At 66.9% G+C, this 21,758-nt stretch carries 19 protein-coding genes; 9 read left to right on the forward strand and 10 right to left on the reverse strand.

Annotation, left to right across the window (positions count from 1 at the left end; genetic code table 11):
- Positions 1 to 353: 353 nt before the first annotated feature.
- A complete protein-coding gene (locus NRB20_RS18805) occupies positions 354 to 779 on the reverse strand; it encodes a DUF4254 domain-containing protein (RefSeq protein ID WP_153411416.1) in 426 nt (141 codons plus the stop codon).
- 193 nt (positions 780 to 972) lie between these two features.
- Here NRB20_RS18805 and NRB20_RS18810 point away from each other — a divergent pair, with 193 nt between their 5' ends.
- The 3 genes from NRB20_RS18810 to NRB20_RS18820 all read left to right on the forward strand — a co-directional run bounded on the left by NRB20_RS18810 (position 973) and on the right by NRB20_RS18820 (position 2,823).
- Entirely contained in the window at positions 973 to 1,842 is an 870-nt protein-coding gene (locus NRB20_RS18810) for a DUF5753 domain-containing protein (RefSeq protein ID WP_153411417.1), read from the forward strand.
- Positions 1,839 to 2,207, forward strand: a complete 369-nt coding sequence (locus NRB20_RS18815) for a DUF397 domain-containing protein (protein ID WP_153411418.1) — start codon at positions 1,839 to 1,841, stop codon at positions 2,205 to 2,207. Before NRB20_RS18810 ends, NRB20_RS18815 begins: the two co-directional genes overlap by 4 nt.
- A gap of 205 nt (positions 2,208 to 2,412) precedes the next feature.
- Positions 2,413 to 2,823 carry a hypothetical protein gene (locus NRB20_RS18820; RefSeq protein ID WP_153411419.1) on the forward strand — a complete coding sequence of 137 codons (411 nt, stop codon included), beginning with the start codon at positions 2,413 to 2,415 and terminating at the stop codon, positions 2,821 to 2,823.
- 39 nt (positions 2,824 to 2,862) lie between these two features.
- Here NRB20_RS18820 and NRB20_RS18825 read toward each other — a convergent pair whose 3' ends face one another.
- Positions 2,863 to 4,173 carry a hypothetical protein gene (locus NRB20_RS18825; protein ID WP_153411420.1) on the reverse strand — a complete coding sequence of 437 codons (1,311 nt, stop codon included), beginning with the start codon at positions 4,171 to 4,173 and terminating at the stop codon, positions 2,863 to 2,865.
- A 160-nt stretch (positions 4,174 to 4,333) separates the two neighbouring features.
- Here NRB20_RS18825 and NRB20_RS18830 point away from each other — a divergent pair, with 160 nt between their 5' ends.
- From NRB20_RS18830 to NRB20_RS18840, 3 genes are read left to right on the forward strand one after another with little or no spacing between them, the layout of a single operon-like run.
- The gene (locus NRB20_RS18830) at positions 4,334 to 5,647 is read left to right on the forward strand and encodes an MFS transporter (RefSeq protein WP_153411421.1); all 1,314 of its coding nucleotides are present in this window, start codon (positions 4,334 to 4,336) and stop codon (positions 5,645 to 5,647) included.
- Between the two features lie 12 nt (positions 5,648 to 5,659).
- A complete protein-coding gene (locus tag NRB20_RS18835) occupies positions 5,660 to 6,343 on the forward strand; it encodes a response regulator transcription factor (protein WP_153411422.1) in 684 nt (227 codons plus the stop codon).
- A gap of 11 nt (positions 6,344 to 6,354) precedes the next feature.
- Positions 6,355 to 7,704 carry a sensor histidine kinase gene (locus NRB20_RS18840; RefSeq protein WP_227833634.1) on the forward strand — a complete coding sequence of 450 codons (1,350 nt, stop codon included), beginning with the start codon at positions 6,355 to 6,357 and terminating at the stop codon, positions 7,702 to 7,704.
- A gap of 376 nt (positions 7,705 to 8,080) precedes the next feature.
- On the opposite strand, the gene NRB20_RS18845 is transcribed toward NRB20_RS18840, so the two are convergent.
- On the reverse strand, positions 8,081 to 9,022 hold the full coding sequence (locus NRB20_RS18845; RefSeq protein WP_227833635.1) for a TAXI family TRAP transporter solute-binding subunit: 942 nt from the start codon (positions 9,020 to 9,022) through the stop codon (positions 8,081 to 8,083).
- A 600-nt stretch (positions 9,023 to 9,622) separates the two neighbouring features.
- Here NRB20_RS18845 and NRB20_RS18850 point away from each other — a divergent pair.
- Positions 9,623 to 9,967, forward strand: a complete 345-nt coding sequence (locus NRB20_RS18850) for a hypothetical protein (protein ID WP_153411424.1) — start codon at positions 9,623 to 9,625, stop codon at positions 9,965 to 9,967.
- 86 nt (positions 9,968 to 10,053) lie between these two features.
- On the opposite strand, the gene NRB20_RS18855 is transcribed toward NRB20_RS18850, so the two are convergent.
- The 7 genes from NRB20_RS18855 to hemW all read right to left on the reverse strand — a co-directional run bounded on the left by NRB20_RS18855 (position 10,054) and on the right by hemW (position 19,406).
- Positions 10,054 to 11,889, reverse strand: coding sequence for an LCP family protein (locus tag NRB20_RS18855; protein ID WP_227833636.1), 1,836 nt, complete (start codon positions 11,887 to 11,889; stop codon positions 10,054 to 10,056).
- 129 nt (positions 11,890 to 12,018) lie between these two features.
- Positions 12,019 to 13,848 (reverse strand): LCP family protein, encoded by a 1,830-nt coding sequence (locus NRB20_RS18860; protein ID WP_153411425.1) that lies wholly within the window; start codon positions 13,846 to 13,848, stop codon positions 12,019 to 12,021.
- Between the two features lie 135 nt (positions 13,849 to 13,983).
- Complete coding sequence (locus NRB20_RS18865; protein WP_319945092.1) at positions 13,984 to 14,724, reverse strand: 16S rRNA (uracil(1498)-N(3))-methyltransferase; 741 nt, start codon at positions 14,722 to 14,724, stop codon at positions 13,984 to 13,986.
- A gap of 16 nt (positions 14,725 to 14,740) precedes the next feature.
- Entirely contained in the window at positions 14,741 to 15,892 is a 1,152-nt protein-coding gene (gene dnaJ / locus NRB20_RS18870; protein ID WP_319945093.1) for a molecular chaperone DnaJ, read from the reverse strand.
- Positions 15,893 to 15,949: 57 nt separating this feature from the next.
- Positions 15,950 to 16,981, reverse strand: a complete 1,032-nt coding sequence (hrcA, locus tag NRB20_RS18875; RefSeq protein ID WP_153411426.1) for a heat-inducible transcriptional repressor HrcA — start codon at positions 16,979 to 16,981, stop codon at positions 15,950 to 15,952.
- 133 nt (positions 16,982 to 17,114) lie between these two features.
- Positions 17,115 to 17,924, reverse strand: coding sequence for an alpha/beta fold hydrolase (locus tag NRB20_RS18880; protein ID WP_153411427.1), 810 nt, complete (start codon positions 17,922 to 17,924; stop codon positions 17,115 to 17,117).
- A gap of 279 nt (positions 17,925 to 18,203) precedes the next feature.
- Positions 18,204 to 19,406, reverse strand: coding sequence for a radical SAM family heme chaperone HemW (gene hemW, locus NRB20_RS18885; protein WP_406603848.1), 1,203 nt, complete (start codon positions 19,404 to 19,406; stop codon positions 18,204 to 18,206).
- Positions 19,407 to 19,689: 283 nt separating this feature from the next.
- Between hemW and NRB20_RS39615 the strand changes: the two genes are divergently transcribed.
- Positions 19,690 to 19,782, forward strand: a complete 93-nt coding sequence (locus tag NRB20_RS39615) for an Ms4527A family Cys-rich leader peptide (RefSeq protein ID WP_353526446.1) — start codon at positions 19,690 to 19,692, stop codon at positions 19,780 to 19,782.
- Between the two features lie 122 nt (positions 19,783 to 19,904).
- Positions 19,905 to 21,743 (forward strand): nitrite/sulfite reductase, encoded by a 1,839-nt coding sequence (locus NRB20_RS18890; protein ID WP_153411429.1) that lies wholly within the window; start codon positions 19,905 to 19,907, stop codon positions 21,741 to 21,743.
- The last annotated feature ends 15 nt before the right edge of the window (positions 21,744 to 21,758 follow it).

The following is a 21,758-nucleotide window of genomic DNA, read 5'->3' on the forward strand; positions in this document are numbered from 1 at the left end:
TTCGGGGCGGCCCCGAGCCGGAGTCGCGACACCGTCACGGCTTATCCGGCGCGGGCCGAGAGGTAGCGAATCCGGTCGTGGCAAAGGGCCGCGTGCCCGACGACCGGACCGGAGGATTCGAAGCTTGGGCGTGTGGGCTGCGGGCGCGGCTCGGGATTTCGAGTTTCCTTGTGTTGTAAGCGGTTTCGTGTTCCAGGCGGGCGGAGATCGCGGCTACGGTGTGGCGGGCGGGGGGACGCCGGCCGATATGAGCCATCTGAGTAGCAGGGTGGTGGCGATGCCGACTGCGGTGCCGAGGACGAAAGGCCAGAAGGGGGAGGTCATGGCGGTCTCCGGGGGATTGTTGTTGGGGCTCAATGGCTTCCGGGGAGGCGGCGGTGGCCGATTGCGACCTCGTCGGTCAGGTCTTCGTAGGCGACGGCCAGTTCGGCTACCAGTTCCCAGGCGTCGCAGAGTTCCCGGGGTGGGGCGGGGCCGATGAGGATGGCGTGGGCGTGGGCGGTCAGTTGGGCCAGGCGGTCCACTACCGCGCCTATGGTTTCGGTGTGGATTCGGGCGCCGCCGTGGGACGGTGGTAGGTGCCGGTCGATCCAGTGGTCGATGTTCTTGGTCAATTCGGTTCGGGTGGAATCGATTTCGGCTACTCGTTCGCAGATGGCGGATAGGCGTTCGGCGTGCAGGCGGGCGAGTTCGCCGATCGCGTGGAGTAGTTCGTGGTCGCGGGCGATCTCGCCGCGACAGGCTGCGAGTACGTCCTTCTTGGAAGGAAGCATGTTCATCGGCCGACCACGCTCGGCACGTCCCACCACGGCCATTGCCGCCCACCCATCGTGTGATTGCTTGTCAGATCGACTACACCAGCATCAGCTGTGACCGATACCATACCTTCTAAATTTTAGAATTCAAACCCGTAGTCAAACCCGACTAGCCGGAGGTAGCATCGTCCTCGGTCAACCCCTGAGGAGGTACGGCATGCCTGATTCACCGATCGTCGCGAGGTGGGAGATCGCCCGGCGGCTGCGGCAGCGGCGTCAGGAACTCGGCCTGGCACCTTCGACAATCACCAAGCAGCTCGGCCTGTCCGCGGCGTATCTGTCGCACATCGAGAACGAGCGGAACCTGATGGCCGCCGACAAATTGCGTCCCCTCATGACAGTGCTCGAGATCGATGAGGAAGAGCAGCGGGAACTTCTCGCGCTGCATTCGGTCGCCAAGGGACGCGGTTGGTGGACCAAGTATTCGGCGATCTTCAATGACGAGATCCAACGTCTGCACGGGCTCGAATTCGGCGCGCAAGGGATTCGAATCCACGAGAGCGTGCTGATGCCCGGCATCCTGCAATGTCCGGAATACGTACAGGCACTGATGGATTCACCGTTCGGCGTGCTCTCTCCGGCTCATTCGGAACCGATGGCCGAAGCCCGACTCCGCCGCCAGGCACGACTCACCCACCCGGATCCGCTGCAACTGACAGCCCTGCTCAACCAAGGGGTGCTGCTGCAACAGCCATGGGGAACCGACATTGCTCGCACCCAACTCCGCCATCTGATCGGCCTGATCGAAGAACACCCGGAGACCTTGGACATCCGAATCATCCCGTTCGATTCGCCAGCCGTAGCAGCACTCGTCGGAGTGACCGTCTACCTCCTGGACTTCGCCAGCCCGCGACTGCCGACGCTCGCCTGGTCCGAAAACGGCGCATCCGGCCACATCGTCGAAGACTCGATGCAGGTTCGTGAGCTCAACCATCTCTACACGACTGCCCTCGCGATGGTTCCCAGCCGGGACGACTCCCTCGAACTGATCAAGCGAACAGAACGCCAGCTAAGCTCGACCACATGAGCGAGGCGCAGATCAGCGGTGAAACTTCATGGTTCAAGTCCTCATTCTCCAGGGACGCGGCCACGTGCGTCGAAGTCCGCTTCACTCGCACCACCGTTCTGATCCGCGACAGCAAGTACTTCCACAACCCCGCGAATCCCCCTGCCGCGCAACCGATCATCACCATCCCGATCGAATCCTGGACCAGGTTCCTGGATCTCGTTCTGGGACAAGATGTTTCCGCCCCGGGCCTGCCCGCCGTCCGTGTCCACCCGGACGGCGGGGCAACTCTCACCGCCGAGAACGGCACGGCCCTCACCTACACCCCGGCCGAGTGGGTCGCCTATACCTCCGGCGTCCGCGTGGGTGAGTTCGCCGCCGCCTGATCAGTCGGCTGGCGCGGGGCGGTAGGTCTGTAACCTCTGGATCAGTTGGGGCGGAGGCCGATCCGACCCGAGCAAGCGGGAGGGCGACGTGAGTAGTTGGCGCATGATCGGTGCTGGTGTTCTGGCGATCGGGACGATGTTCGTTGTCGTGGGGTGCAGCTCGGGCGGTGGGACTTCTGAATCGAGTACCGCTACGTCAGGTGCGGTGACCAGCACAGTTACCCCGACAAGTTCGGTTTCCACGGCTGCCAGCACGTCAGCTACGCGGCAGCCGACACCGGCCGCTCCGCCCGCGAACGGGAGCGAACTGATCGGAACCTGGCGATCGACGAAGGATTCGAAAAGCACGCTCGAGTTCTCAGCCGACGGCACCGCATGCGACATCTACGGCACCGACGCGCCGGACTGCGGCACCTGGCAGTGGGTGACAGTCGCGAGTTTTCCGCGCTGGAAAGAGTTTCCGGGCGTCGAGGGTCCGCTGCTGGCGAGGACCACCGGACACGGTACGACCGCGATGACCTTGTTCTATACCGTCAGCTTCGACAGTTCCGACAAGTTGACGCTGGGCTACCTGGACGGCGGCCGGATCTTGACATTCACCCACGAGGCGAAGTGATCTCCCTGACGATGCGCGAAATCCTCAGGGACACAACACTCAACTGGTGACGACCGCATAGACGAGAGTGCGACCTCCCGCCCGGATCGTGTCCATCAGTTCGTTGTAGACACGGGTGGATCCGTCCGGACGGTACTCGTGGATTTCGACACGGTAGCGGTCGGTATCGGGTGAAGGGGAGCCGAATGGTTCGATCGCGAGGCAGTAGCGGGTTCCGTGCGGAACGGCGTCGATGGCATTCTGGATGTCGTTGGGGCCCTGTATATTCGGGGATTCAGGGGCGACGAACGTGCGCACGGAGATGCCGCTGCGTTTCGTGTAGTACGCGTACTCGAAGCCGAAGATCGCGCCGGGTCCGGTTTCGGTGTCCCCGGGGCCGTTGCCGATCGTCGTATTCCCCCGTATGCCGGGCGTACACGACGGCCCGCCGTTCGGCGAGGTCGGTGCGGCCGTTGTGGTGACCGGCGGCCTCGGCGTCGTATGCTCACCCCCGAACACCGTTACCCCGGTGACGACACCGCCACCAACCAACACCGCCGCCATAGCCGCGACCAGCGCACCCCCTCGCCGGGAGCCGGACCGAGCCGCAGCCCCGACGGCGGCACCACCAATCCTCGCTCCCGCATTCCCTACGACCGGACCACTCCACGGGATCGGTTGCAGAACAGTCCGTTTCGAATGGTCGGTTTGCGGACCAGCGAGCATCGCCGATGGGGCAATATCGCGAAATTCCCGTGCCGCAGTCGTGTAGACCGGCCCGCGCACGGGCATCGTCGGCAACACCACTCCGAACAGCCCCGCGAGAACCCGCCGAACCAGCGAATACCCCTGTCCGGCAAGCGATTGCGGTTCAGCACTACGTCCCGCGACACCGACGCCGAGCAACCCGACGACAACACGGCGGACAAGCCTGTCAGTGCCCACCGCTGGCCTCCGTCGACGACTTCGGAGTCGTCTCCGAAGCACCGCCCGCGCCCGACGATGCCAACTCCGCACTACTCCCCCGAGCGCCGCAGCCACCTGCGGAATACTGCCCAGCCTGGTCAACACCGTCGGAGCGGCAACGCCGAGCGCGACCGCGACGTACGCGCCGCTGATCTGCCCGGTCGCGCCGAACAAGGTGGCCGTACCCGCCCCGATCACACCGCGGATACCCAGAATCCAAGCGTGCGCGGGCAGATCGAGGTAATTGCGCAGCCTGGGCGGCCGCTGTTTCATCCGGCCCGTCGACGTGCGCCGAGCCCCTTGCCAGACCAGCAACCACCGCAACACGGACAGCACCTCGACCGCGATGCCGCCCACGCCGCCCAGCAGCGCAAACCCCCACCAGTGCACGTTTCCCGCCTCCATCGCAGTTCGTCCGTGCCATCATCCCCCAGACCGGCCGCCGAATCACCTCCTGTGTTAACCCAGTGTTAGATCCACCCCGGGTTCGGTGTTGCGGCGCAACGGAACCGACGACCCTTCGGTGACCCGCAGGCGTGAGTGCGGGCTTATCGAGGAGGTATGCATGGCCACGACTGGTGCGCCGCCCGCGCGGAACGTCTGGACGGCGTTGATCGGCGGGTCGATCGGGAATCTGATCGAGTGGTACGACTGGTTCGTCTATTCGACGTTTTCGGTGTACTTCGCTTCGGCGTTCTTCCCGAAGGGCAATCCGACGGCCCAATTGCTCAATACCGCAGGCATTTTCGCGGTCGGGTTCTTCATGCGACCGGTGGGTGGGTGGCTGCTCGGGCGGCTCGGCGACCGGAAGGGGCGCAAGGCGGCGCTGACCACCAGCGTGACGATGATGACGGCCAGTGCCCTGCTCATCGCCGTCGCGCCCACCTACGCGCAGGTCGGTTACTTCGGCGCGCTGGTGCTGTTGCTGGCGCGGCTGCTGCAAGGGTTGTCGATCGGCGGCGAATACGCGGCCAGCGCGGCCTATCTGGCCGAGGCGTCCAAACCCGGTAAGCGGGGGTTCTTCTCCAGTTTCCAGATGGTGTTCATGAAGGTCGGGCAACTGTGCGGGCTGGCGATACAGATCATCCTGCAACATTCGATGTCCGATCACACGCTGCATTCCTGGGGTTGGCGCGTGCCGTTCGTGTTCGGGGCGTTCGCGGCGGCCGGTATCTATTACATGCGGCGCAGAATGGTCGAGACCGAGGCGTTCGACGAGGAGGGCACGGCGAATCGGGAACGCGGCACACTGCGCGCGCTGTTCCGGTACAAGCGGGAATTCCTGCTGGTGGTCGGGTTCAGCATGGGCGGAACACTGTGCGACTACATGTATTCCACGTATATGACGAAGTATCTGTCCAACAGCGCCGGCCTCAGCAAGGACACCGCCGCGCTGGTAAGTTTCTGCGCCATCATCGTGTTCATCTTCCTGCAACCGCTGGCCGGAGCGTTGTCGGATCGGATCGGACGACGGCCGCTGCTGATCTTCTTCGGCGTCACCGCGACGCTGGGCACCGTGCCGTTGATGACCGCGCTGAAGGGGGTGCACGGATTCGGTGACGCGCTGGCGCTGATGATCGTCGGCCTGGTGATCATCACCGGATACACCTCGATCAGCGGCGTGGTGAAGACCGAACTGTTCCCGACCGCCGTGCGCACCCTCGGCGTCGCGCTGCCGTACGCGATCGCCAACGCACTGTTCGGCGGCAGCGCCGAATACGTCGGATTGTGGTTCAAGCACGCGGGGATCGAATCCGCGTTCTTCTGGTACGCGACCGGATGCTGTGCGATCTCGCTGGTTGTTTACATTGCAATGCGGGAGACCCGCACAGTGGCGTTCTCGAGTCAGGACCGGACACCCGAGCAGGTCGACGCGTAGTCTGTCGCGACGATGAAAGTGCTGCTGGTCGAGGACGACGATCGGTTCGCCGACGCCTTGACCACAGCATTGTCCGGCCGCGGGCATCGGGTCGAGCGGGTGAGCCGCGCCGACGAGGGATTGCGCCGCAAGAGCAGCGTGGATTTCGTCCTGCTCGACCTCGGCCTGCCCGACGGCGACGGTCTGGACATGCTGCGCCGGCTGCGGCAGGTGTCGGCGGTGCCGGTAATCGTGCTGACCGCGCGGACCGAGGAGACCACGGTGCTGCGGGCGCTGTGGGGTGGGGCCGACGACTATCTGGTGAAGCCGTTCCGGGTCATGGAACTGCTGGCGCGGATGGAGGTGGTGCGGCGTCGGCTGCCACGTCCCGGAACACCAACGGCCGGTGCGGATTTCGTTGTCGTCGGGGATGTGCGGATCGAATTCTCCACGCGCACGGTCACTGTCGGCGAGCACCGGGTGAGGCTGACCAGTCGCGAATTCGATGTGCTGGCGTTGCTCGCGCGCAGCCCGGGGGTGGTGCGCAGCCGGGCGGAGATCCTCGACGCGGTGTGGGGTGATGCGTTCCTCGCCGCGTCGCGGTCGCTGGATGTGCATATTCGGGGAATTCGCGCGAAAACCGGTCGGCCCGAACTGATCCGGACGTTGCGCGGCGCGGGATACCGGTTGGATTCCGGCGAGACGGCCGCGCCCTGATGCGCCGCCGGATGCTGGCCACGTATCTCGTGTTGGTCGCGGGATTGCTGCTGGCACTGGCGATTCCGCTCGGGTGGGCGTTCGCGCTGGAACGCACCAATGAGCTGCTGTTGGATCGGCGCGCGGATGCCACCCGGTTCGCGCTGCTGGCCGAGCAGGCCGTGCAGGACGGGGACATCTCGCAGCTTCGCACCGAAATCGCCCGTTACGCAAACCTTTACGGCGCGACGGTGCAGGTGCGCTCGAATACCGGTGTGGTGTTGACCGCGGCGGGGGCGGCGCTGCCCGACGGTGGCGCGGAGGTCGAACGCGGGGCCCGTTTGGGACGCACGACCGAGAATCTCAGCATGGTCACGCCGTTCGGTCCGGTGCGGGCGGTGATCGCGGAACCGGTCGGCCGGGACGCGCAGGTGCTGGGCACGGTGGTGCTGGCGACGCCGACAACCGACGCGCGGCATGCGGTCGCGGCGGTCTGGTTCACGTTGACCTCCGCCGCGTTGGTCGCGTTCCTGCTGGCCACCGTGGCCGTGCGCTGGTTGGCGCACTGGATACTGCGGCCGGTCGCCGAATTGGATTCCGCCACCGCGGCGATCACCGCGGGCCGGTTCTCCGCGCGCGCATCGGTGCTGGGTCCGCCCGAGTTACGGCAGCTGGAACAGCGTTTCAACGCGATGGCCGATGCCGTGGCCGACGCGTTGAACCGGCAGCGCGCCTTCGTCTCCGACGCCTCCCACGAACTGCGCACCCCGCTGGCGGTGCTGTCGCTGCGGCTGGAGAATCTGCGACCACATCTGATCGCTTCCGGCACAACGGCTTACGACCAGGCGCTCGAAGAGATGGACCGGATGACGATCCTGCTCGACGATCTGCTCGCCCTGGCCCGCATCGAATCGGGCACGGTCGTCGCCGAATCCGTCGATCTGGTCGGCGAACTCGAACCCCGCCTGCGCACCTGGCAGGAGGTCGCCACCGCCGCCTCGATCACCCTGCTGACCGACCTACCGCCGCAACTGGTCGCGGTCCTCCCACCCGAAACCGCGGGCCGGGTCGCCGATATCGCCATCGACAACGCGCTGAAGTTCACCGCACCGGGCGGCCGCGTCACGGTATCGCTCACCGCCACCGACTCCCACGCCTGCCTGCGCATCACCGACAACGGTCCCGGCCTCCCTGCCGACGAGATAACCGTTGCACGCCAACGCTTCTGGCGTTCCCCTCAACACGCCAACATCGACGGCAGCGGCCTCGGCCTGGCCATCGCCGACGAACTCGCCACCGCCGCCCACGGCCACCTGACCCTCACCCCCACCACCCCGCACGGCCTCACCGTCACCCTGGAACTGCCGCTACACGAGATGTGAATCTCGTTCGGCCGCAAGCCGATCGGTGCGATACAGCACCAGCACTGTCGATGTCCGAAACCGGCCAGCAATACCACGGGCGCACTTGCTCTACTGAGTTCGCACTCGATCGGTAATTCGACCGGAACGGAAACAATGTCCACGACCACGTCTGCACACCACACCGAGAAGAATCGGTCTCCGCTGCTCGATTGGCCTGCTCGGTCCTGTTCACCGCGTCCTTTCAGGCAACACTCTCACTCGGTGCGCTGACCGGAGGAATCATCGTCGATCGCACTTCCCCCTCGACCGTCATGCTGCTCGGCGGTGTGACGGCGATACTCGCCGTCCTCGTCATCCGGACGCATGCCGCACGGCGAGTGCGCGTGAAAAGTGTTCAGCCGTAGACGGATTGATAATAGCGGCGGGCGCCGGGGTGGAGTGGGACCGTGCCGGTGCCGATGGCGAAACGTTCGTCGAGGTAGGCACCGGGGGTTTCCGGGCCGGGGAGCCGATCTCGGGCGACGAAGATGGCCCGGGTTACCCGGAAGGCCGGGTCGTCGGGGAGATCGCGGTGTGCCACAAGGTAACTCGGGACGCCGATGGTGGGGACCTCGGCGTGCTGGCCGTAGGTTCCGGCGGGGATCACCACGTCGGTGTAGGTGGGGCCGTAGTCGTGGCGCAGGCCCGCGGCCAGGCCGTTCAGCGGGAGCAGGCGGATGGGGGCGTAGCGGGACAGGGCGTTGAACACGTCGATGGGGACGCCGCCGGAGAAGAAGAACGCGTCGATCTCGTGGCGGGCCAGGGCATCGATGGCGTCGTCGGTGCCCAGGTAGCGGGTGGCGGCGGGCTCGGTGAGTCCGGCGGCGCGCAGGATCCGGTCGCCGAGTACCGCGGTGCCGGAATCCTCGGCTCCCAGCGCCACCCTGCGGCCGGACAGGTCCGCGACCTGGTAGTAGGGACCGTTCGCCGCGACCACCAGCAGCGTGTAGTTCAGATAGAGCCGGGCCAGGGCCACCACGGGCACCGGCGTCGAGAACGCTCCCGTCCCGGCAAAGGCGTCCGCGGCGCAATCCCCCAGTGCCAGAGCGAGATCCGCGCCCCGCGAAGCGATCAATCGCAAATTCTGCACGCTCGCAGAGGTATTGAGCACCGGCACCGTCAAACCGTCGACATTGCGCTGCAATTCATCGGCCAGCCGCCGCCCGAACGTCTCGTACGGTCCACCCGCCAACCCGGTCGCCAACCGCAACCGCACCCGATCCGGCCCGCTCGCACACCCGGCCAGTACCGGCAGCGCGGCCGCCGACCACAGCAGCGACCGCCGGCTCAACCGCATGACCCCACCGCCCTGCGCGCCCCGCCCACACGATGCCCGGACGATTCCGCCCCGGACCGGGGTACCAGCCGCGACGTCTCCAGCGCACACACCGGCACGACAACCGCTGACCGTGACAGTCGCAACGAATTCACCTCACACTCGCCAGCCGTACGTCAACCACCTCGATTCTGCATCCACGCATGTCGGATATAGCACCTACCCCGAAAATCGTTCGTTGAGCGCAACGCGATCCGTCATTCCACTCCGCCACGCGTCCGGCGGAGGCAGGATCGATGCTGCGATGCCGGTGGTCGCCCCCTCGGCCTGATCACCGGCGCCGACCGGGCGTGCCGATCCGGTCCGTTTGCCCGAGGTGCTCGTCGTGAAGAAGATGAGCGACGATCAGAAACGCGCGCTGCGCAACGAGGTGCGCACATGGCGGCGTCCCGACGATGAATTCAGCTACGAACCGGGCCGCTGCGGCGATTTCCGGTCCGGAATCCCCCCGCGCACCGGAAAGCACGCGACCCCGGAAAGTATTGGCCGAGGCATGCCCGGGTACCCCACAATGGATCGCACCGTATCGGACGCGGCGCGAGGAAGGGGGTGACGGCACCCATGCCGGTTCATACAGCCGAATGGCTGATCAGCAGCGATATCGTGGAGGAAGTGGCGTTCCGGATCGACATCCCGGGCGGCGATCAGGGCCGCTGGATCGTCTCGTTCCTGCCGCCCGAATTCCGGCTGACCGAAGCCCAGGCCCTGACCTGTCTGGAACTGGCCGAAATGGTTCTGCTCGCCCTGGAATCGCCGGTCGGCACGCTCGAACTCGAGCTGGCCCGGATCCGCGCGACCGAACTGGAACTGAGCCTGGACGATCTGATGTGGCTGCTGGCCACCCGCTCGAGCACGCTCCGGGAGGATTCGGCTCCGGAGACCTCAGGCTCGTCCTCGCAGGCATAGCGACACCGCACCGGTTCGACGCCGGTGCGGTGTTCGCATGTCACGAGATCGTCCTTGTCACGAGATCGTCAGTGGCGCAGGCGAACTCATTTAACGCAGGGCACTCCGCTGCCGTTCATGCTCGACAGATCGGTCGGGGCGGGGGCCTTCGCGCCGGTGTTGGTCGCCGCGACCGGGGGCGGCGGCGGGGTCGTGGAGGTGGCGGTGGACGAGCCGTCACTCGTGGCACCCACCAGGCTGGTGAGCGAATCGCTACCGGCCAATTCGGTACCGACGGTCAGCTGGATCGACTGCGAATTGATCTCCGAGGATTCGGTCGCGGTCAGGCCGAGCTGGGTCGCCAGCGCCGTGGCCGCCTTTTCCGCGCCCGAACCGTACAGCAGGATGCTGGAACTTCGGGCGTAGCCGGTGCTCGCCGAACCCTGCGTGAAACCCTTTCCGGCGAGCGCCTTTTCGACATTTCCGCCCAGACCGTTCTTCCCCGAGGCGTTCACCACGTTGACCACGACGCCGTCGGCCGCGGCGATCGCGGTGGTGGTCGGCGGTGCGGAGGTGGTCTTGGCGGCACCGGGCTTGGGCGGATTCAGCAGATTCTTCACATAGGCGTGGATCTTGTCGGTGTCGACGATATTGATGGCCTCACCGCTGTCCGGATCGGTACCGAAATCGTCGACCGGCAGGGTGAACAAGGTCAGCCCGCCGCCCATCAGCGAGGACGCCTGCCCGGCGAATTTACCCAGATCCAGACCTTTGTCCACGGCCATGTTCTGCTGGGCGACCTGGAGCAGATTCATCAGCGCGGTCGGGCTCGACAGCGTTCCGCTGCTCTGCAATTTGTTCGCCAGCGACACGATGAACGCCTGCTGCCGCCGGGTGCGATCCAGATCGGTGAAGTTCAGCGATTCGTTCGGATCGCGACGTTGGCGCACGAAAGCCATTGCCTGCGAAGCGTTTATCTGCTGCGGGCCCTTCACGAAATTCGCGCCGGAGAACTTGTCCTGGGTGCGCTCGTTCAGGCACACCGTGATCGGCTGCACCGCCTGGGCCACCTGGAAGAAGGCCGCGAGGGTGATCTCCACGAAGTGATCGATCGGCACGCCGCCCAGGAATTTGGTGACCGTACTGGCCTCGGCGCGGCGGCCCGCGTCCCGGGCCTTGGCGTCCAGCGCCTCGGGGCTCTTGATCTTGCCCTCGTACTTCTGCTTCGCCGCGAAATAGGCGCGCCCGTACGCCTCCTTGATCTTGCCCTTGCAGATGTCACCGCCGCACGAGGCCGGATCCAGGGTGACGTAATCGTCGCGGGGAATCGAGATGGCGGTGGAGTTGGAACCGTCGCCCGGAATGTGGATCAACATCAGCACATTCGAATTCATGCCCACGACGCTGTCGTCGCCCGCGTGCAGGGCGTTGTACATCTCCTGCGGCAGCGCATTCCCGTGTTCGTCCAGGCGGCTGTCCAGACCCATGATGAGGATGTTCTGTTCCTCGCCAACCGATTTCGGGCCGTCGCTGATCGCATCGGAGGTCGTGACGCCCTTGATCGCGTGATCGTAGACCCGCCACGCGGCCCCGGTACCGACCAGCACCAGGGTGGAGACCAGGGCGATGAGCGTGCGTCCGGCCATCGCCGCCTTGCGGTTGCGCTGCCGACGGACCGGCGTCCGCGCAGGCCGTCGCGGCCACTGCGCACCCGCCCGCGAACCCTCCGAAAGCCCCTGCTCCGGCGACGACTCGGACTCCGCCGACGGTGCCGCACCCACCCCGCCGACCCGCACCGAACGCCCGCGACCCACGCGCGACCGATCGCCGCGGGCCGTGCGCGCGTTCCGCTCACGCGAGGACCGCGGCTCGGTGCCATGCGGCAACCGCTCGGTACTCGGACCGTCCGGCTCGCCGCGCCGACGCTCCCCTTCGTAGGTCATACGGACCGAATATAGGCCGCGATTTCGCCACTGGCGAATGTTCCGGGTCATCGGCCCGGAACCGAACTCGGCACATCCGGCGAACGCCCTACCCCGAGTATTTCGAAACGAATCCTCTTGTGAGGCGTATCACTTGACGCAGGGTATGCCGCTGCCCTTCATACTCGACATATCGGTCGGCGCGGGTGAGTTGGTGCCGATATTGGTCGCCGAGACCGGCGGCGGGGGCGGTGTCGTCGAGGTGGCGGTCGCACTGGAATCGTCGCTCGACATACCCGCCATCCCGGTGATCGCGGTGCTGCTGGCCAACTCGGTGCCGACGGTCAGCTGGATCGACTGCGAGTTGATCTCCGAGGATTTGGTCGCGGTCAGGCCCAGCTGTCCGGCCAGCGCCGTGGCGGCCTCCTGCGCACCCGAGCCGTACAGCAGGGTGCTGGAACTGCGCGTGTATCCCGTGCTCGCCACCCCCTGGGTGAAACCCCTTCCGGCGAGCGCCTTTTCGAGATTTCCGCCCAGGCCGTTCTTGCCCGAACTGTTCACCACGTTGGCCGTCACGCCGGATGCCGACGGGATGTTCGTGGACGTCGGGGACGCACTGGTCGTGGTGGTGGCGCCGGGCTTGGGCGGATACAGCAGGTTCTTCACGTAGGAGTGGATCAGATCCAGGTCGACGATGCTGCTGTCCTCGCCGTCGATGACCTGGAAGTCCTTGACCGGCAGGGTGTACAGCGTCAGCCCGCCACCCATCAGCGAGGACGCCTGCCCGGCGAACTTGCCCAGGTCCAGGCCGCTGTCCACGGCCATGTTCTTCTGCGCGACACCGAGCAACCCCATCAGGGTGCGCGGACTGGACAGCGTTCCGCTGCTCTTCAATTTGCTCACCAGCGAGACCACGAACGCCTGCTGCCGCCGGGTGCGGTCCATATCGGTGAAGTTCAGCGACTCGTCCGGATCACGCCGCTGCCGCACGAAAGCCATTGCCTGCGAGGCGTTGATCTGCTGCTGCCCCTTGACGAACCGCGCCCCGGAGAACGTGTCGTGCGTATTCTCGTTGAGGCACACCGTGATCGGCTGCACCTGTTGCGCGATCTCGAAGAACGCCGCCATGGTGATCTCGATGAAGTGATCGATCGGCACATCGCCCAGGAATTTGCTGACGGTCTTCAGTTCGGCCTTGCGCCCGGCGTCGCGTGCCTTGGTCTCCGCGTCCGGATCGCCCTCGGCCTGCTTGCCCAGCACGGCGCCGTAGGTGCGGCCGTACGCCTCCTTGATCTTGCCCTTGCAGAGGTCACCACCGCACGCGGCCGGATCGAGCGTCACATAGTCGTCGCGCGGGATGGAGATCGCCGTGGATTTGGAACCGTCACCCGGAATGTGGATCAGCATCAGCACATTCGAGTTCATGCCGCCGTTGTCGTTGTCACCGGCGTGCAGCGCGTCGTACATGGCCTGCGGCAACGGATTTCCGCGCTCGTCCTTACGGCTGTCCAGACCCATCAGCAGGATGTTCTGATCCTCGCCGACCGATTTGGGGCCGTCGCTGATCGCGTTGGAGGTGATGACGCCCTTGACCGCGTGATCGTAGATCCGCCACGCCGCACCGGTGCCGACCAGCACCAGCACCGATACCAGCGCCATCAGGGTGCGGCCCGCGACCACCGCCTTGGAGGTGCGCTGCCGACGGGCCGGGCGACGGGTGTGCCGACGCGAGGGCAGCAGCGTCGTCGCGGCATCCGCGTCCGCCTTCACCTCGTCCGGCTTCGACTCCTCGGTCGCGGGCGCGGCGGATTCGGCTGCCGCGGAACGATTTTCCCGAGTCTTGCGCTCCGCCCGCGGGCGATCGGCGCGGGTCGCGCGCGCCACGGCCTCGCGCGACAGACGCGGCTGAGTGCCATGCGGCAACCGCTCGGTACTCGGACCATCCGGCTCGTTACGCCGATGGCCCCCTTCGGAACTCATACGGACCGAATATAGGGTCGGCGACCAAAGTTCGCCAGGCGAACGAACTCGGACGTGGAATTGATCACCGGTGGCCGGACCGGGACATGACAACGCGATCGAAGCGCTTGCGCGCCAACACAATGAATAATTTCTCTACCACCTGGAAGTCAGTGCACCCAACGCGCCCAGCGCGACCGCGGCCGCAGTCGAGGTACGCAGCACGGTCGGGCCGAGCAGTGCGATATCCGCGCCCGCATCGGCGAGCGCGGTGAGTTCGGCATCGTCCAGGCCACCTTCGGGCCCGACGATGAGGACGATCCGCGAGGCGGCGGCCAACGGCAGGGAAACGAAACGGGCCGAACCCGATTCGTGCAGCGCGACGACGATTCCGTTGTCCGCCTTGGTTTCCCGTACCAGTGTCAGCACCTCGGACGTGCGATACAGCTCGGTGACCTCCGGTATGAACGCGCGCCGGGACTGCCGGGCGGCCGAGCGTGCCGCGGCACGCCATTTGTCGACGCCCTTGCGCGCCTTGCCTTCCCAGTTCGCGACGCAGCGCGCGGCCTGCCACGGCACGACGACGTCGGCGCCCGCCTCGGTCATCGTCTCCACCGCCAGCTCCGAGCGATCGGATTTGGGCAGCGCCTGCACGACGGTGACCGGCGGCGCGACCGGTTCGGCCAGCACCCGATCGAGCACCTCGAGCTCGAGCCGGTCCTTCTGCGCCGCAACGACTTCCGACTCGGCGAGCACACCCGCGCCGTCGGACAGGGTGATCGGCTCGCCGACCCGGATGCGCCGCACGGTCGCCGCGTGACGTCCCTCCGGGCCGTCGAGGATCGCGATACCGCCCGGCCCGGGAATCTCGTCGAGATAGAAAACCGTTGCCGCCACTACAGATTCCGCCCGATCAGCGACCGCTGAACGACGCGCGCAACCGCGCGAACAGACCGCTGTTGTGCTCGGACTGGGCCGAAAGTACCTCGGTGCGTTCGCCGTTGCGCATCGCCTTGTACTTGCGCAGCAGATCGGACTGCTTGGCGTCGAGCTTGGTCGGCACCACGATGTCCAGATGCGCGATCATGTCGCCGCGCGAACTCGAACGCAGTTTGGGCATGCCGTGCGCGCGCAGCACCGAGACCTCGCCCGGCTGGGTTCCGGCCGGAATGGTCAGCTCGGTCGGGCCGTCCAGGATCGTGTCGACCACCACGGTCGCGCCCAGCGCGGCATCGACCATCGGCACCCGGATCGTGCAGTGCAGATCGTCACCGTCGCGCACGAACATGTCGTGCGGCTGCTCGACGATCTCCACGTACAGATCACCGGCCGGGCCGCCACCGGGACCGACCTCACCCTGCGCGGCCAGCCGCACGCGCATGCCGTTGGCCACACCCGCCGGTATCGGCGCGGCGATCTCCCGGCGCGAACGCACCCGGCCGTCGCCACCGCACTTGCGGCACGGATCGGGAATGGTCTCCCCCGCGCCACGGCAGGTCGGGCACGGCCGGGAGGTCATCACCTGGCCCAGGAACGAACGCTGCACGGTCTGCACCTCGCCCGCGCCGCCGCAGGTCTCACAGCGCACCGGCTTGGAATTGCCGTTGGTGCCCGCGCCCTGGCACAGATCACACAGCACGGCGGTGTCCACGGTCAGATGTTTGGTGACCCCGACCGCGCATTCGGCCAGCGACAGCCGGGTGCGCAGCAGCGAATCCGCGCCGGGCTGCACGCGCCCGCGCGGACGCCGCGGACCCGAGGCGTTCATGCCACCGAAGAACGCCTCGAACACATCGCCCAGACCGCCGAAACCGGCCGCGCCGGAGAACCCGCCCGGACCGCCGCCGGACTCGAGCGGATCGCCGCCCATATCCACGATGCGGCGCTTCTCGGCATCACTGAGCACCTCGTAGGCCGCCGACACCTCGCGGAACCGCTCCTGGGCGTCCGCATCGGGGTTGACGTCGGGGTGCAGCTCGCGCGCCAGCTTGCGATAGGCGCGCTTGATCTCCTGATCGGACGCGTTGCGTCCGACACCGAGCAATCCGTAGTAGTCCCGTGCCACTTGTGTCTCTAGTCCTGTTCCGAATCCGTTTGCTTCACGATCTCATCGCGCGGCCGCTCACCTGTCGGCGAGTACCTCACCGATGTATCGGGCGACTGCCGCGACCGAGGCGATCGTTCCCGGATAGTCCATGCGGGTCGGGCCCAGCACACCCATGCCCCCGAGCACGGTACCCGGCATACCGTACCCGGTGGAAACCACCGAGGTTCCGCGGATCTGTTCGAGCTGCGTCTCCTCGCCGATCTGCACGGTCACGGTGCCCGGATGCTGCGCGGCGGCCAGCAGCTTGAGCACGATCACCTGTTCCTCGAGCGCCTCGAGCACCGCGCGCAGCGAACCCGGGAAACCGAAGTCGTTGACGTTGCGGGTGAGATTCGCCGTACCGCCGAGCACGATGCGTTCCTCGGGATGTTCCACCAGCGTCTCCACCAGCACCGTCGACACCCGGACCAGCACATCGCGCAGGCGGGCCGGGGAATTCTCCGGCAATCCGGCGACCGAGGCCGACGCCGCGGACAGGCGTTTGCCGTCCATCGCCTTGCCGAGCATGGCGCGCAACGCGGTCAGATCGTCGTCGCCGATCACCGCGCCGAGTTCGACCAGGCGCTGATCCACGCGGCCGCTGTCGGTGATGACCACCAGCAGCAGCCGGGCCGGATTGAGCGCGACGACCTCGATGTGCCGAACCGTGGAGGCCGACACCGTCGGGTACTGCACCATGGCGACCTGGCGGGTCAGCTGGGCGAGCAGGCGCACCCCGCGACGCAGCACGTCGTCCAGGTCGACGCCGCCGTCCAGGAAATCCATGATCGCCTTGCGCTCGGCCGTGGACAGCGGTTTGACCTCGGCGATGTTGTCGACGAACTGGCGATAGCCCTTGTCGGTGGGGATGCGACCGGAACTGGTGTGCGGCTGGGTGATGTAACCCTCGGCCTCGAGCACGGCCATGTCATTGCGCACGGTCGCGCTGGAGACGCCCAGATTGTGCTTGTCCACCAGTGTTTTCGAGCCGATCGGCTCCTTGGTGGCGATGTAGTCCGCGACGATCGCGCGCAGGACCTCGAGACGCCGTTTCTCGGTGCTCGACATCGGCCCCACCTCCTCGTTCGCCAGCGGGTCGCCCGGTGTCTGCGAGCAGCATCGACCACGCGGATCCCAGGTTGATCCATTTCCAGTTTAGTTCCTGAAAACCGTTTACCCGGTGTGGCGTGGCACAACCCGCTCAGCCGACCAGGGTTCCGACGACGGCGTCGGCGATATCGGCGGCGTGCGTGAAGGGCAGATCCGCGCCGCCCGTCACCCGGGTGAGACTGATGTCCGGATGCACATCGCGCAGTCGTTCGGCGCCGGTGTGCCGGACCGCGCCGACGTGCCGGGCGGGCGTGCCGCGCTCGGCGGTACCTTCGGTGGACAGAATCATCGTTGTCGGACAGGCGATTTCGCAGTAGGTCCGGAGCAGGCCCCGGCGGTGCCGGTCGATCGCGCGCGTCAGTTCGGCGAGCGCGTCGGGCGGTAGCACGCCCCGCTCGGGCGTGCGGCGGGCCAGCCATGAGCCCCCACGGATACCGAAACCGTTGCGCGAGCGGTGCGTTCGGCGCTCGTATCGCGCGAGCGGGCGATCCAGCGGCACCGCGCCGTCGACCAGGACCAGGCCCGCGACCGCGACCGGATACGTCGCGGCGTAGTCGAGCACGAGGTCCGCGCCCAGCGACCAGCCGACCAGGATCGGCTCCCGCACGATCAGCCGCGACAGCGTCCGCCGGACCGCCGCGCGGAATGCCTCGAATGTGTAATCGCCGGTGGCCGTGGACTTTCCGTGGCCCGGAAGATCGAAGGTGATGGCCTCGAAACCCTCACCCAGTTCGGCGATCACGTGCCGCCAGACGTCCTGGGTCTCCCCCACCCCGTGACAGAAGATCACCGGCTGCCCGAATCCGGTCCGGGTGACCGGCAGCAGCGGCGGTTCCGCGTGGCCGCCGGGGGCGCGCTCGGCGGCATCGCGCTCGACGATCCGCTCCATGATCACAGTCATCCGTGCTCCCCTCGTCGCCGGGATCCAGCGGTGACGCCGCACCGCTCACCTGCGTCGAACCGGTCCCGATCACTCGACCGGACCGATCTGTGTACTGCCTGTGGGGCACACCACACCGTGTGCTCGAGATCCATATCGTCGTGACGAGCCGAGTTGCAACATCATCACGCGGATGACTCCGTCGCATCACGCGGGCTCAGCACGCGGACTCAACACGCGGACTCAGCACACGGACGAATCCGCGCCCGCCGGACGAGATCCTGGTCCCGATGGGATTGCTCAGCTCAGGAGTGTGCGTACCACACCGTCGGCCAGGAGCCGCCCGCGATCGGTCAGCACGATCGCGTCGTCGCGCACCTCGACCAGGCCGTCGGCGACGAGCCCGGCGACCGCGGTCCGCCCCGCGTGGTCCACATCGCGCACGGGGAGTCCGGAACGCAAACGCACCGCGAGCATGATCCGCTCGGTGTACCGCTCGTCGTCGGTGAGTTCCTCCCACCCGTCGGCGGGCAGGATCGGGGCGGCGGCCACCCGTTCGGCATAGCGGCCGGGATGCTTCACATTCCACCAGCGCACCCCGCCCACATGGCTGTGCGCACCCGGGCCCGCGCCGAGCCAGTCGCCGCCGTCCCAGTAGCCGAGGTTGTGGCGGCAGCGACCGGAATCGGTTGCGGCCCAATTGGATACCTCGTACCAGTGCAGACCGGCCGCGGACAGCCGGGTATCGATGCGTTCGTAGCGGGACGCGAGAACGTCCTCGTCGGGGGCGGGCAGCTCGCCGCGGCGGACCTTGCGGGCCATCGCGGTGCCGTCCTCGACGATCAGGGAGTACGCGGAGACGTGGTCGACGCCCGCCTCGAGCACCGCGTCCAGGCTCAGGTCCAGATCGGCGTCGGATTCGCCGGGGGTGCCGTAGATGAGGTCCAGGTTGACGTGCTCGAATCCGGCCGCGCGCGCCTCGCGGGCCGCCGCGACCGGGCGACCCGGGGTGTGGGTGCGGTCGAGAATGCGCAGCACGTGCGTCGCGGCGGACTGCATGCCCAGCGAGATCCGGGTGTACCCCGCCGCGCGGAGGCGTTCGAAGAATTCCGGGGAAGTGGATTCGGGATTGGATTCCGTGGTCACCTCGGCGTCGGCGGCCAGGGTGAAGTTCGCGCGGATGGCGTCGAGGACGTCGGCCAGACCGTCGCCGCCCAGCAGCGAGGGCGTCCCGCCGCCCACGAAGATCGTCGACACCGGCGGCTGTGCGCTCGGTAACGCGTCGAAAGCCGCTGCGGCCGTTGCCATCTCGCCGCGCAACGCCTCCAGCCAGGACTGCGGCGAGGCCGAGCTGCCGAGTTCGCCCGCGGTGTAGGTGTTGAAGTCGCAGTAACCACAGCGCGTCGCGCAGAACGGAACGTGCACGTAGATCCCGAACGGCCCGCCCCCGAAATCACGCAGCGGCGGGGCGGGCAGTGCGGTCTGCTGGACGGCGGGGCTCACCTGTCCAGTGTGCGGCCGGGGCGTCGCCGGGCCGGGCGCGGGTGTCGTCCGCACGGTTGCTGGGCACGATTTCGCTCGGATTCGGGGCGGGGCGGGGTCGGTTGTGACGGACATCTCTCGCTCGGCAACGGTTCGGCATTCGGGAGGTCCGGATCATGTTCGGGCGGATGATCTATGACGGATCTCACAAACTGAGACGCCCGTACAGGGAATTTCCCTCGAATCTGCGGAAAATATCGACGGTCGGTCGGAATGACCGGGCTGACATGGCACAATAGACCGCATGACCGGACTTGGAGTGCGCCTCGTGGCTCGTCGCCACGTCGACTTCAAGCGCGTTTGCAGTGCGAGCTGTCTGCCGGAAAGCCTCCGGTAGTTCGGCCCCTGTTCCCGGTTCCGGCGTCATCGTCGCGGCGTCCCGGCCGCTGACTACCGAAGGCGCGAGCAGCCCCTCCCGCCTGTCGCCAGGTCTGAATCATCACCCCCAGGAGCGACCCTATGACGTCGAGCACCGACGCCGGTCATACAGCCGAATCCGAGCCCGTCGCACGGGCGGAAGCCGAGCGTGTCGCGCGCGAGCAGGAAGTCGCGCGCGAGCGTGCGCAGGCCGCTCGCGAACGCCGCGCCCGGTCCCGCGCGGGCGCGAGCACGCAGACCGCCGGCCCGCGCGAACGCACCGGAAAACCGTTGCGACGCAAGTCCGAAGGTCAGTGGGCCCTGGGCTACCGCGAGCCGTTGAACGCGAACGAGCAGAGCAAGAAGGACGATCACCCGCTGAACGTCCGCACCCGCATCGAGAACATCTACGCCCCGGGCGGATTCGACTCGATCGACAAGGCCGATCTGCGCGGCCGCTTCCGCTGGTGGGGCCTGTACACCCAGCGTGAGCAGGGTTACGACGGCACCTGGACCGGCGACGAGAACGTCGACATCCTCGAGGCGTCGTACTTCATGATGCGGGTGCGCTGCGACGGCGGCGCGCTGAACGCCGAGCAGCTGCGCACCCTCGGCGGTATCTCCACCGAGTTCGCCCGCGACACCGCGGACCTGTCGGACCGGGAGAACCTGCAGTACCACTGGATCGAGATCGAGAACGTCCCGGAGATCTGGCGACGCATCGAGGGCGTCGGCCTCCAGACCACCCAGGCGTGTGGTGACTGCCCGCGCGTGGTGCTCGGCTCCCCGCTCGCGGGTGAATCGCTGGACGAGGTCATCGACGGCAGCTGGGCCGTGGAGGAGATCACCCGCCGCTACGTCGGCAAGAAGGAGTACTCCAACCTGCCGCGCAAGTTCAAGACGGCGATCTCGGGCCAGCAGGACGTGGTGCACGAGATCAACGACCTCGCGTTCATCGGCGTCGAGCACCCCGAGCACGGCCCCGGCTTCGACCTGTGGGTCGGCGGCGGGCTGTCCACCAACCCGATGCTGGCCCAGCGGGTCGGCGCGTGGGTGCCGCTGGCGGACGTGCCCGATGTGTGGGAGGCGGTCGTCTCGCTGTTCCGCGACTACGGCTACCGCCGCCTGCGCACCAAGGCGCGGTTGAAGTTCCTGATCAAGGACTGGGGTATCGAGAAGTTCCGGCAGGTGCTCGAGGACGAGTTCCTGAAGCGCAAGCTGATCGACGGGCCCGCGCCCGAGGCTCCGGTGCGGCCCATCGATCACGTGGGCGTGCAGAAGTTGCGCAACGGGCTGAACGCGGTCGGGTTCTCCCCCATCGCCGGTCGCGTCTCGGGTACGACGCTGACCAAGGTGGCCGACGCCGCCGAGCGGATCGGGTCCGACCGGATCCGGTTCACCCCGTACCAGAAGCTCATCGTGCTCGACGTCCCCGACGACAAGGTCGAGGAGCTGATCGCCGAGCTGGAGCCGCTGAACCTGCAGGCGCGGCCGTCGGCGTGGCGGCGAAACCTGTTGGCGTGCAGTGGTATCGAGTTCTGCAAGCTGTCCTTCGTGGAGACCCGCAAGCGCTCCCAGGTGCTCGCGCCCGAACTGGATCAGCGCCTGGCCGACATCAACGCCCAGCTCGACGTGCCGGTCACCATCAACATCAACGGCTGCCCGAACTCCTGCGGCCGCTCGCAGATCGCCGACATCGGCTTCAAGGGCCAGCTCGTCGACGACGGCGACGGGAATCAGGTGGAGGGTTTCCAGGTTCATCTGGGCGGCACCCTCGGCATGGACGCCGCCTTCGGCCGGAAGTTGCGCCAGCACAAGGTGACCAGCGCCGAACTCGGCGACTACATCGAGCGCGTGGTGCGCAATTTCGTCAAGGGCCGCACCGAGGGTGAGCGGTTCGCACAGTGGGCCGTCCGCACCGACGAAGCCGATCTCCGCTGACAGGGAAAGTGACGC

The organism is Nocardia macrotermitis (genome assembly GCF_009604405.1).
In the GTDB taxonomy this organism is placed as follows: Bacteria; Actinomycetota; Actinomycetes; order Mycobacteriales; family Mycobacteriaceae; genus Nocardia; species Nocardia macrotermitis.

What these genes read in the sequence shown, in the direction of transcription:
- NRB20_RS18805 (WP_153411416.1), bottom strand. Translation starts at nt 779, where the DNA reads ATGAACATGCTTCCTTCCAAGAAGGACGTACTCGCAGCCTGTCGCGGC.
- NRB20_RS18810 (WP_153411417.1), top strand. Translation starts at nt 973, where the DNA reads ATGCCTGATTCACCGATCGTCGCGAGGTGGGAGATCGCCCGGCGGCTG.
- NRB20_RS18815 (WP_153411418.1), top strand. Translation starts at nt 1,839, where the DNA reads ATGAGCGAGGCGCAGATCAGCGGTGAAACTTCATGGTTCAAGTCCTCA.
- NRB20_RS18825 (WP_153411420.1), bottom strand. Translation starts at nt 4,173, where the DNA reads ATGGAGGCGGGAAACGTGCACTGGTGGGGGTTTGCGCTGCTGGGCGGC.
- NRB20_RS18830 (WP_153411421.1), top strand. Translation starts at nt 4,334, where the DNA reads ATGGCCACGACTGGTGCGCCGCCCGCGCGGAACGTCTGGACGGCGTTG.
- NRB20_RS18835 (WP_153411422.1), top strand. Translation starts at nt 5,660, where the DNA reads ATGAAAGTGCTGCTGGTCGAGGACGACGATCGGTTCGCCGACGCCTTG.
- NRB20_RS18840 (WP_227833634.1), top strand. Translation starts at nt 6,355, where the DNA reads ATGCTGGCCACGTATCTCGTGTTGGTCGCGGGATTGCTGCTGGCACTG.
- NRB20_RS18845 (WP_227833635.1), bottom strand. Translation starts at nt 9,022, where the DNA reads ATGCGGTTGAGCCGGCGGTCGCTGCTGTGGTCGGCGGCCGCGCTGCCG.
- NRB20_RS18850 (WP_153411424.1), top strand. Translation starts at nt 9,623, where the DNA reads ATGCCGGTTCATACAGCCGAATGGCTGATCAGCAGCGATATCGTGGAG.
- NRB20_RS18855 (WP_227833636.1), bottom strand. Translation starts at nt 11,889, where the DNA reads ATGACCTACGAAGGGGAGCGTCGGCGCGGCGAGCCGGACGGTCCGAGT.
- NRB20_RS18860 (WP_153411425.1), bottom strand. Translation starts at nt 13,848, where the DNA reads ATGAGTTCCGAAGGGGGCCATCGGCGTAACGAGCCGGATGGTCCGAGT.
- hrcA (WP_153411426.1), bottom strand. Translation starts at nt 16,981, where the DNA reads ATGTCGAGCACCGAGAAACGGCGTCTCGAGGTCCTGCGCGCGATCGTC.
- NRB20_RS18880 (WP_153411427.1), bottom strand. Translation starts at nt 17,924, where the DNA reads ATGACTGTGATCATGGAGCGGATCGTCGAGCGCGATGCCGCCGAGCGC.
- NRB20_RS39615 (WP_353526446.1), top strand. Translation starts at nt 19,690, where the DNA reads ATGACCGGACTTGGAGTGCGCCTCGTGGCTCGTCGCCACGTCGACTTC.
- NRB20_RS18890 (WP_153411429.1), top strand. Translation starts at nt 19,905, where the DNA reads ATGACGTCGAGCACCGACGCCGGTCATACAGCCGAATCCGAGCCCGTC.